Source organism: Aeromonas bivalvium (genome assembly GCF_000819765.1).
In the GTDB taxonomy this organism is placed as follows: Bacteria; Pseudomonadota; Gammaproteobacteria; order Enterobacterales; family Aeromonadaceae; genus Aeromonas; species Aeromonas bivalvium.
Genome location: NZ_CDBT01000026.1, coordinates 57,091 through 66,712, shown reverse-complemented (window position 1 = coordinate 66,712; position 9,622 = coordinate 57,091). Strand labels below are relative to the sequence as shown.

At 63.9% G+C, this 9,622-nt stretch carries 8 protein-coding genes; 3 read left to right on the top strand and 5 right to left on the bottom strand.

What is annotated here, in order from left to right:
* The first annotated feature begins 148 nt into the window (after positions 1-148).
* Positions 149-1,345, top strand: coding sequence for an NnrS family protein (locus BN1119_RS10080; protein WP_041997422.1), 1,197 nt, complete (start codon positions 149-151; stop codon positions 1,343-1,345).
* A 3-nt stretch (positions 1,346-1,348) separates the two neighbouring features.
* Here the strand turns inward: BN1119_RS10080 and BN1119_RS10075 are convergent, their stop codons facing one another.
* The gene (locus BN1119_RS10075) at positions 1,349-1,930 is read right to left on the bottom strand and encodes a helix-turn-helix domain-containing protein (RefSeq protein WP_041997419.1); all 582 of its coding nucleotides are present in this window, start codon (positions 1,928-1,930) and stop codon (positions 1,349-1,351) included.
* Between the two features lie 90 nt (positions 1,931-2,020).
* Here BN1119_RS10075 and BN1119_RS10070 point away from each other — a divergent pair, with 90 nt between their 5' ends.
* On the top strand, positions 2,021-3,166 hold the full coding sequence (locus BN1119_RS10070; protein WP_041997416.1) for a benzoate/H(+) symporter BenE family transporter: 1,146 nt from the start codon (positions 2,021-2,023) through the stop codon (positions 3,164-3,166).
* 72 nt (positions 3,167-3,238) lie between these two features.
* On the opposite strand, the gene metF is transcribed toward BN1119_RS10070, so the two are convergent.
* Positions 3,239-4,129 carry a methylenetetrahydrofolate reductase gene (metF, locus tag BN1119_RS10065; protein WP_041997414.1) on the bottom strand — a complete coding sequence of 297 codons (891 nt, stop codon included), beginning with the start codon at positions 4,127-4,129 and terminating at the stop codon, positions 3,239-3,241.
* Positions 4,130-4,456: 327 nt separating this feature from the next.
* On the opposite strand from metF, the gene BN1119_RS10060 reads away from it, so the two are divergent.
* Positions 4,457-5,257 carry a GNAT family N-acetyltransferase gene (locus BN1119_RS10060; protein WP_041997412.1) on the top strand — a complete coding sequence of 267 codons (801 nt, stop codon included), beginning with the start codon at positions 4,457-4,459 and terminating at the stop codon, positions 5,255-5,257.
* 92 nt (positions 5,258-5,349) lie between these two features.
* Here the strand turns inward: BN1119_RS10060 and BN1119_RS10055 are convergent, their stop codons facing one another.
* From BN1119_RS10055 to BN1119_RS10045, 3 genes are all read right to left on the bottom strand, one after another.
* Complete coding sequence (locus BN1119_RS10055; RefSeq protein ID WP_041997410.1) at positions 5,350-6,813, bottom strand: ABC transporter substrate-binding protein; 1,464 nt, start codon at positions 6,811-6,813, stop codon at positions 5,350-5,352.
* Positions 6,814-6,821: 8 nt separating this feature from the next.
* Positions 6,822-8,801, bottom strand: coding sequence for a methyl-accepting chemotaxis protein (locus BN1119_RS10050; RefSeq protein WP_041997407.1), 1,980 nt, complete (start codon positions 8,799-8,801; stop codon positions 6,822-6,824).
* A gap of 175 nt (positions 8,802-8,976) precedes the next feature.
* Positions 8,977-9,588 carry an OmpW family outer membrane protein gene (locus BN1119_RS10045; protein ID WP_041997405.1) on the bottom strand — a complete coding sequence of 204 codons (612 nt, stop codon included), beginning with the start codon at positions 9,586-9,588 and terminating at the stop codon, positions 8,977-8,979.
* Between the last annotated feature and the right edge of the window lie 34 nt (positions 9,589-9,622).

Here is a 9,622-nt window from a genome sequence, read left to right as displayed (position 1 = left end):
CAGAAAAGGTTCGTTCGCTCAGATATGCAGCAACCCCCTGTTTCTTTGCTCACTATCCCGGCAATCCAGACGCTGACCGGAATTGAATTGAACATTTGAGAAGTCTCTTTATAATAATCATCTCAAATGACCATTTAAGATTGCCGTCATGCATCAGATTCTGGATAGCCGCAAGGAAGAGCAAGTTGTGCCCCTGTTCCGTCTGGGGTTCAGGCCTTTCTTCCTGCTCGGAGCCCTCTTCTCTACCGTGGCCATGCTGGGGTGGCTGGCACAGCTCAATGGCTTGATCCAAATGCCGGGTATCGGCAATCCCATCTGGTGGCATGCCCATGAGATGTTATTTGGCTTCGGCGCCGCCATCGTCGCGGGCTTTCTGCTGACCGCAGTACAAAACTGGACAGGCCATCCCGGCGTGCGCAGCTGGCCATTGGCACTGGTCGTGGGATTGTGGATGGTGCCGAGATGCCTGCTCCCCTGGCTGGGTGAAGGAAATCCGGTGTTGATGGTGGCGGATTTGGCCTGGTTGCCACTGTGCGCCTGGTTCCTGGCCAAACCCATCATGGCGACTCGCCAATGGCGCAACCTCTTCTTCGTGCCCTTGCTGCTGGTGCTGACACTGCTCAACGGGGCAAGCTGGCTATGGCATGAGCAATGGGCAGTCACAGAACATCTGCTGCTCACTACAGTGCTCTTGTTCACGACCCTGATTGCCGTGATGGGCGGGCGTGTCATTCCCTTCTTCACCGCCCGCGGCACAGGCCGGGAAAAAGCGGCGCCCCTGTTGTGGCTGGAGCGCACGGCCCTCGCCTCCCTGTGGCTCATCCTGCTGATCTGGTTGTTGCTGCCCACGCCAGGGACCATCGGCATCTATATGGTGCCTCTATATATAGTGGCGGCCGGGTTGCATCTGTGGCGACAGTTGCGCTGGCGTCTGCCGACGACGCTTCCCCATCCCCTGCTGTGGTCACTGCACCTCGCCTACCTGTTTATTCCCCTCGGCCTGCTCGCCCTCTCGGCTCAGGCAGCGGGTCTGGCCATCTCCCTGTCCCTGGCCAGCCATCTGCTCAGCGTCGGCTGCCTGGGCACCATGATCCTGGGGATGATAGCGCGGGTGTCGCTCGGCCACAGCGGGCGCCCCTTGCAGGTGGGCCGCCGGATCAGCTGGGCATTCGCCCTGATCATCGCGGCGGCCGGATGCCGGGTACTGATCCCGCTGCTCTGGCCCGCCTATACCCTGTACGGCTGGAATCTCAGTGGCCTCGGCTGGTCCCTGGCATATGGTCTCTTCGTCTGGATCTATGCCCCCATACTGACCAGCCCCAGAGCAGACGGCCGTCCTGGCTGAAGATCAAGGCCGCTCGGGAGACTGAGGCGACGGGTAGTGGATCAGGTTATGGAAGATGGCTGGGACGTGCCCCAGATTGCGATAACCATGGGGGCGGTCGGCGGCGAAACGTACCGCAGCCCCCTGTTCGAGCCGGCGCCACTCCCCGTCCACCAGCACCTCCATGGTGCCACTGATGACGATGACATGTTCGGTCACCCCAGGCTCATGGGGCTCTGACTCACGCCGATAGCCGGGCAACAGGGTCAGCTCGAACAGCTCGAAGCCAAAGCGCCCTTCATAAGGGAAGAGGGGGGCTACCTGCATGCCCTCCCCGGCAGGTTGCTGGCGAATGGCGTCGGCGGTGCGATAAAGCACGTCGCCCTTCGCCGTGGGAGCCGGCTCGATAAAGCTGGAGAAGGAGACCCGAAAGCCGGTTGCAATCTTCCACAGCGTGGCCACCGTGGGGCTGGATTCGCCCCGCTCGATCTGGCCCAGCATGGCCTTGCTCACCCCGGTGGCTCGCGCCGCCGCATCCAGGCTCCAGCCCAGCTCGCCGCGCAGCGCCTTCAATCGCTGCGCCAGGTGTTGATTCATGGTCTGCATTCGATGCCACCCTTGTGCGCTATAACGCTCAGCCCTATACTCAGACCCTATTGTACGCAATAACGCACACGCTGACACAAGGATGTCCCCATGCCCCTCGCCCTCCCCCACCTGGTCGCCGGCTTCATTGCCGTGCTGGTCGGCTATACCAGCTCGGTCGTGCTCATCATACAGGCGGCCGCTGCCGCCGGGGCGGACCCGGCCCAGACCGCCTCCTGGCTCTGGGCCCTTGGCATCGGCATGGGGCTGAGCTGCATCTCCCTCTCCTTCTATTACCGCACCCCCATACTGACGGCCTGGTCGACGCCGGGCGCCGCCCTGCTCATCACCAGTCTGGGCCAGTTCACCCTGGCCGAGGCCATCGGCGCCTTCCTGCTCTCCTCTTTGCTGATCACCCTGTGCGGGATCACCGGCTGGTTTGAACGTTTGATGAAGCAGATCCCGGCCAGTCTGGCCACCGCCATGCTGGCCGGGATCTTGCTGCGCTTCGGCTTGGATCTGTTCAAGATAACGCCCCAGGATCCCCTGCTGATCGCTGTACTGCTGCTGGGCTTCATCGCCGCTCGCCATCTCTGGCCGCGCTATACCATGGTGGTGGTGCTGACGGCGGGTATTCTGTTGTGCGGCCTGCGGGGGCAACTGCAGCTGGGCGAGCTCGGTTGGCAGCTGGCCAGCCCGGTCTGGATGAGCCCAAGTTTCTCCCTCGATGCCCTGTTTGGCATAGCGCTCCCCCTGTTCATCGTCACCATGACCTCCCAGAACATGCCGGGCATCGCCATCCTGCGGGCCCACGACTACTCCGTTTCCTCCTCGTCTCTCATCGGCTGGACCGGCATTCTGGGTGCCGTGCTGGCCCCCTTCGGCGGCTTCGCCTTCAATCTGGCCGCCATCACAGCCGCCATCTGCATGGGCAAGGAGGTGGATCAGGATCCCGCCCGGCGCTGGGCGGCTCCGGTCTGGGCCGGCGGCTTCTATCTGCTCAGCGGCATCTTTGGCGCCACCGTGGTCACCCTGTTCAACGGCTTCCCGCCCGCCCTGGTCACGGCGATAGCAGGATTCGCCCTGCTCGGCACCATAGGCAACAGCCTGCACGCGGCACTGCAGCAAGATGACGAGCGTGAGGCGGCCCTGCTCACCTTCCTGATCACCGCCTCCGGCATCAGCCTGCTCGGCGTGGGGGCGGCATGCTGGGGGCTGCTCATCGGCTGGGGTCTCTATCGCCTGCGCCGCTGCTGAACTGAGCCCCCGCCATGCAGACAACAAAAAGCCAGCCCCATGGGCTGGCTTTTTGCTTGAGGCTGAGGCAGCTCACCCCTTGGGGCGCACCCCCAGGGTGTGGCAGATGGCATACGTCAGCTCGGAGCGGTTCAGGGTATAGAAGTGGAAATCCTTCACCCCTTCCTGACTCAGTACCCGCACCTGATCGATGGCGATGCTGGCGCCCACCAGGTTACGAGTCATCTGGTCGTTATCCAGCCCCTCGAAGCGCTGGTGCATCCAGCGCGGCACCTTGACGTTGGTGAAACCGGCAAACTTGGCCAGGGTCTGGTAGTTGGAGACAGGCAGTATCCCCGGCACTATCTCCGCATCGATGCCGATGGCGGCGCAGCGATCCCGAAAACGCAGATAGGTCTCCACGTCGAAGAAGAACTGGGTGATGGCGCGGTTGGCGCCGGCATCTATCTTGCGCTTGAGGTTGAGCAGATCGGACTGGGCGCTGCGCGCCTCCGGGTGCACCTCCGGGTAGGCCGCCACCGAGATGTCGAAGTCCGCCTCAGCCTTGAGCAGAGCCACCAGATCCGTGGCATACATCTCCGGCTTGTCCACGCCCTGGGGCAGGTCCCCTCGCAGGGCGACGATGTGGCGGATCCCGCTGTTCCAGTAGTCACGGGCTATGGTGCGCAGCTCGTCGCGGCTGGCATCGATACAGGTCAGGTGCGGCGCGGCGATGAGACCGGTGCGCTCCTTGATGTCCTTGATCACCTTGTGGGTGCGATCCCGGGTGCCGGAGTTGGCGCCATAGGTCACGGAGACGAACTTGGGTTCGAGTACCTTGAGCCGCTCTATGGATTGCCAGAGGGTGTTCTCCATCCCTTCGCTGTTGGGTGGAAAAAACTCGAAGCTGACCCCGATATCGCCGCTCAAATCGGCCAGACTCTGGTTGAGTGCCTCAACCTGACGTGCACTGTGAAATCCCATTCCTCTACTCCCTGACCTGCTCGCTGCTCTTCACGACGCCGATGAATGTCTGGACGTCTAAACGTCTTGCTATCTTTAAGAGAAAGCGTTCGAATGTCAACCAGGAAATGTAAAACGGCCCAAAGGGAGTCATACGATCACTTATTTATCTCGTTATTGCGGGTTGGCTCCCATGCCAAAAGCCGTTGGCTCGGGTTATGATGACGGCGGATCGTCCTGGACGTTCTGAATCTGCGTGTGATTGTTTGGCCGGAGCCCAGCTCCGGCCCCTTTTCAATATCCAGCCTCCCCTGCCGATAACCCAGTATCCGCCAAGAGGAGCTCATCATGGATAGCCACCCCGGCTTCGCCACCGACCTGCTGTTCGATCGCTATCAGGGCGAGGTCAGCCAGCACCCCGGCTTCTGGGCGGTGCGCACCCCTTCAGCCCCCGACTACTACTTCGGCAACTATCTGCTGCTGAGCACGGCCCCGAGCGATCGGGACAAGGGCTGGCTGGAGCAGAGCTTCGATCTGCTGGTAGACCGGGATGGCGGACTCCGCCATCGCACCTTCCAGTGGCCCCTGGCCGAGGGACAGAACAGCCGGGTCGCCGGCTTCGTCGCCACCGGCTACCAGTACATGGAGTGCGTGGTGCTGACCCTGACCTCTGAGCAGTTGATCGCCCCCCCGGTCAGGCCAACGCTGACGGTGCGCCCCCTGGTGGCCAGCGAGTGGGCCGACTGGCTCGCCCTCGAGCTCGAAGAGCGTGAGCCCGACTACCCGGTCGAGCGTTACCTCGCCTATCTGGAGAGCCGCCAGCGTCTCTATCAGGCCATGATCGCCGATGGCCTCGGTGACTGGTGGGGGCTCTGGTGCGGCAGCGAACTGGTCGCGAGCTGCGGCCTCTTCTTCACCGCCACCCAGGGTCGCTTCCAGCTGGTGCGCACCCGGCGGGCCTGGCGCAATCAGGGATGCTGCAAGCAGCTGCTGGCCCGGGTTGCCACCCTGGGTCTGGCCCGAGTCCCCTCCCTGGTGATAGTGGCGGATGAGCAGTATCACGCCCAGAAGGTCTACCGTGACCTCGGCTTCACCCCCAGGGCCCGCATCGCCAGCCTGTGCCGCTGGCCCAGGGACGAGGCGAGCTGATCCCGCACACACCCAACTAAAACGGGAGGCCAAGGCCTCCCGTTTCAGTTGCATCACTCAGCCCCGCCCGGCACGGGGTCGCGCGCTTCTCGTCACTGGCTCTCCAGGGCCTGGGCCAGCGCCGCCTCGACGCCGGGCACAGTGCCCGCAGGCAATGGCGCCGCCTCGGCATTGTCCTGGACGGGCGCCGTGGCGGCCTGGGCGGGAACCGGGGTCTGATCCGGCACGCTCGCGGCCTCCTGGGTCGCCGGGCTCGTCGCCAGAGGGGCATCGCTCGGGGCCGCGGCCTCGCACAGGCAGGGCGCATCCTTCTTGCCCTGGTTGCCCTGATGGGGGCCATACCAGCCTTTCAGCTCCTGCTCCAGCTTGCTCGCCGCGCCCTGGGGCGTCTGGCTGCCAAGCAGCACCGCCTGGCTCTGGCTCGCCAACTCATCCCCCAGCTTGGGCTCTCCCCGGGAGAGGATCTGGGTCGCGACCCGGATGGTGGAGTCACATTTGTCCCGCCACTCCATCATCTCCCGCGCCGCCGGGTTGTCCACCTCGAAGAAGTGGTTGGAGAGGGAGAAGAAGCCCGGCAGGGCATTGGTATACAGCTCGGCAAACTGGGCACTGGTCAGCCACTGCAGGAAGGCCATGGCAGCCTCCTTGTTCTTGCTGGCGGGGTTGAGCCCCATGCCGATGTCGGTGTGATCGGTGAAGAAGCAACCGTCCCCCTGCCTGGCCACGGGCGGCGGTATCACCCCGAAGTCCAGCTTGCCGGTGAAGGGGGCGATTTCCCAGGATCCCGCCGCATAGAAGGCAGCCTTGCCGGAGGTGAACAGCTCGTTGGTCGCGGCATAGTCGCGGCTCTCTCCCCCCTCGCCGAGATAGGCGCGCCAGCGGGCCAGCTCCTCGAACACCTTGACGTATTGCGGGTTGTCCAGCCGCTCCTGCCCGTCGATCAGCGCCAGTCTTCCATCTTCCCCCTGCCAGTAGTTGGGGCCTATGTTCTGGAAACCCAGCTCGGAGGCGACCCAGCTCTCGCTGCCGCTCATGGCGAGTGGCACGTAACGGCCATCGGCCTTCACCTTGTCGAGCGCGGCGAAGAAGGCGTCGCGGGTCTGGGGCACGGCAAGCCCCAGCTCGCTGAAGATCGCCTTGTTATAGAAGAAACCGTGAATGACGGAGGCCATGGGCACGCAGAAGGTCTGCGCCCCCGAGTCGGTCTGCCAGGGGGACTGGGCAAAACTCGGGAAGTTCTCCATCCCGGCCATCTCGGTCAGCTCGGCCAGATGGCCCGCCTTGAACAGGGCCAGAGAGTCGTCAAACGGACGGCAGGTGATGAGATCCCCCGCCTTGCCCGCCTTCAGGCTGGCCCACAGGGTCGGCATGTAGCTGACGTTCTGAACGCCGTTGAATCTCACCTGGATGCCAGGGTGAGCGGCCTCGAAGGCCGGGATTATCTTCTGCTCCCACAGGGCCTTGTCATCGATCCGCCAGCTTTCGATCACCAGCTCGCTGGCCATCAGCTGACCACATACCAGGAGACTCAGGGCTCCAATCCACTTGTTAGCCATAAGTCCTCTCATACCTTGAAATGGGCGATCAATTGCTGCTGTTTTCCCGCCAGATCCGCCAGCACTTCACTGCTGCCCGCCGACTGGCGCGCTTCCCGCTCTGTCTCGTAGGCCACCTCGGCGATGCCGGCGATGTGGCGCGCCACCCCCTGGCTGACCGAGATCTGCTCCTGGGCGGCGTGGGCGACCTGATCGGCCATCGACTTGATGGCGCTCATCCGATCGGCGATGGATTGCAGGGCTTCATCCATCTGGCGGGTCTGATCGACGCAACTGCCGGTCTGCTCCTGACTGCGCGCCATCACCTCGACCACCTGGTCGCTGGCGCTCTGCAGGTTCTCTATCATGGCCTGGATCTCCTCCGTGCTGGTCTGGGTCCGGTTGGCCAGGGCCCTGACCTCGTCGGCTACCACGGCGAAGCCGCGACCGGCCTCACCGGCCCGGGCAGCCTCGATGGCGGCGTTCAGCGCCAGCAGGTTGGTCTGCTCGGCGATGCCGCGGATCACGTCGAGTATGCTGCCGATGTTGTGGCTGAACTCCCCCAGCTTGTGGGTGATGCCCATCGCCTCGGCCATGGCACCTGCCAGCTCCTCGGTGAGACGGCGAGTGGCGGCGACCTGATGACGACCGGCCTTCGCCTCCGCATCGGCGAGATCCACCTCGTGCCGGGTACCATCGGTGGAGCGGGCCACCTCGGTGGCACTCACCTCCAGTTCCGTGATGGCGGCAGCCACCTGATCGGTCTGGCTCTTCTGATCCTGCACCCGGGCCATGGCCCGATCGCTTATCTCGGCGGCGCGGCTCGCCTCTTCCACCAGGTGGCGGGAGCCGGCATTGATCTGGGAGAGCAGCTCCCCCGTCTTGCCCGCCAGGGTGTCGATGGAGCGGGAGAGACTGCCGAACTCGCAGCGGCTGCGGTAGTCGATGCGGCGGGTCATGTCCCCTGCCGCCATCAGGCCCAGCTCATGGTCGATGCGCTGCAAGGGGCGCTGAATGCTGCGGGCCGTGGTGTAACCGATGAGCAGGGCGGCGCCGGCGGAGACGGCGGCCACCAGCAGGATCCAGACGCTGGCGCTGCTGACGGCATCATCGGCCTGGGCGCGGCTCTCGCTGGCGATGGTGCCTGCACTCTTGCCCATCTCGTCAAGCTGACTCAGGCTGCTGACCAGGGCGGTATCCAGCTGCTGGTTGAGTTGCTCCAGGGAGACGGCGAGCTGCTGGCCCTGACGCATGGTGGCGAGCAGCCCCTGCTTGCCGAGGGCCAGCTCCTGCATCCTGTCCAGATTGGAGACGAAGCGCTGCTTGACGTCGGCGGGCACATCGACCCGCTCCAGCCGCTTGCGGGCCATCTCTATGTCCTTGCCGAGCACCCGCTCCAGCTCGTTGAGGTCGGTTTCCCCATCGGCGCGGCGGATGTTCTTCAGATCCCGGGCGATGCCGGAGGTGATGAGTTCGGCCTTGTTGCGCATGGATCGCTTGGCGGCGGCCTGCTGCAGCAGCAGATCCGCGGCCCACTGATAGGTATCCTCCAGGCGGATGAAGGCCATCTCCAGCTGCTGGCGTCGCGCCAGCAGGTCGAGCCACTGGCCATGCTGGGCCATCACCTGCTCGGCCAGCCCGTAGAACTGCCCCGTGGCCTGCTCCACCCCGGCGAAACGCTGACGCGCCTCGGCCAGCTCGGTGAAACGCCCCATCTGCTGGCTCAGGGTCTTGAAGCCTGCCTCTTGCTGCTGGAAGCGGCTGGCCAGCTCCGGCAACTTGCTGGCCTGCTCGCTGGCACGGTACTCCAGCACCCAGCGGTTGCTGTCCTGCAGCGCCCCCTTGAGGCCAGCCACGGTAATGACCAGGGGGGTGGCCGTATCGGACACCTGGGAGAGACCCTGGCTGATCCCCCGGATCTTGAGGGCGCTGACGGCCCCCAGCAGGATTAACAACAGCAGCATCAGCACAAATCCGGCGATGATCCGCTGCACGATGGACAAACCCATGAGACATCCTCACTCGTTGGGAAAGGGACAGTACAAGGGATATCGGCCGGGCGGCCCATTAGTGGAGGCAGGAGAGGTGAATTTATGATGTTTTTATGACAAGGGAATCAATAGACGCCCACAAAAAAGCCCGGCTCAGCCGGGCGAAAAGGACGTGCAGTGCAAGTAGGTGTCATTAGAAGCGATAGCCGACGCCGACCATGAAGGCCATGGGGTCGATGGAGGTCTTGATCCCCTCGCCGCCATTGACGTGTACCTCTGTGTCTATGTCCATGATCCAGGCGGAGCCGTTGACGAACCAGCGATCGTTGATCGCCATGTCGAGGCCGACCTGGCCCGCCATGCCCCAGGAGTCATCCAGCTTCACGTCCGCCCCCTCGAGGGCGCCCTTGCCCTTCTCGCTGAAGAAGGTGGTGTAGTTGATGCCGATGCCCACATAGGGACGCACCTTGCTCTGGGCGTCACCGAAGTAGTACTGCGCCATCAGGCTCGGCGGCAGGTGCTTGACCTTGGCGACTTCCCCCAGCCCGGGGGTGCTCACCCGGTGGGAGAAGGGGGTGGCCGCCAGCAACTCGACCCCCCAGTTATCGGTGATCAGGTAGGAGAGGGTCAGCCCGAGCTGCATGTCGTCATCGACCTGGAACTCGCCCGTGCCCAGCACGTCGTCGCTGCTCTCCTGGGGAGAGACGAAGGCCAGGCCACCGCGCACCAGGATGTCGCCGGCCTGGTGGGCCATGGCGGGGGCGGTAAAGGCGGCTGCAAGCATCAGGGGAAGCAATTTGTTCATCACCAAGTTTCCTTTTTTAGTTTTTCATTCTGGG

Bases quoted from the DNA above. Each gene is read 5' to 3' on its own strand.
- BN1119_RS10080 (WP_041997422.1), top strand. From the start codon at position 149: ATGCATCAGATTCTGGATAGCCGCAAGGAAGAGCAAGTTGTGCCCCTG.
- BN1119_RS10060 (WP_041997412.1), top strand. From the start codon at position 4,457: ATGGATAGCCACCCCGGCTTCGCCACCGACCTGCTGTTCGATCGCTAT.
- BN1119_RS10070 (WP_041997416.1), top strand. From the start codon at position 2,021: ATGCCCCTCGCCCTCCCCCACCTGGTCGCCGGCTTCATTGCCGTGCTG.
- BN1119_RS10050 (WP_041997407.1), bottom strand. From the start codon at position 8,801: ATGGGTTTGTCCATCGTGCAGCGGATCATCGCCGGATTTGTGCTGATG.
- BN1119_RS10045 (WP_041997405.1), bottom strand. From the start codon at position 9,588: ATGAACAAATTGCTTCCCCTGATGCTTGCAGCCGCCTTTACCGCCCCC.
- metF (WP_041997414.1), bottom strand. From the start codon at position 4,129: ATGGGATTTCACAGTGCACGTCAGGTTGAGGCACTCAACCAGAGTCTG.
- BN1119_RS10055 (WP_041997410.1), bottom strand. From the start codon at position 6,813: ATGGCTAACAAGTGGATTGGAGCCCTGAGTCTCCTGGTATGTGGTCAG.
- BN1119_RS10075 (WP_041997419.1), bottom strand. From the start codon at position 1,930: ATGCAGACCATGAATCAACACCTGGCGCAGCGATTGAAGGCGCTGCGC.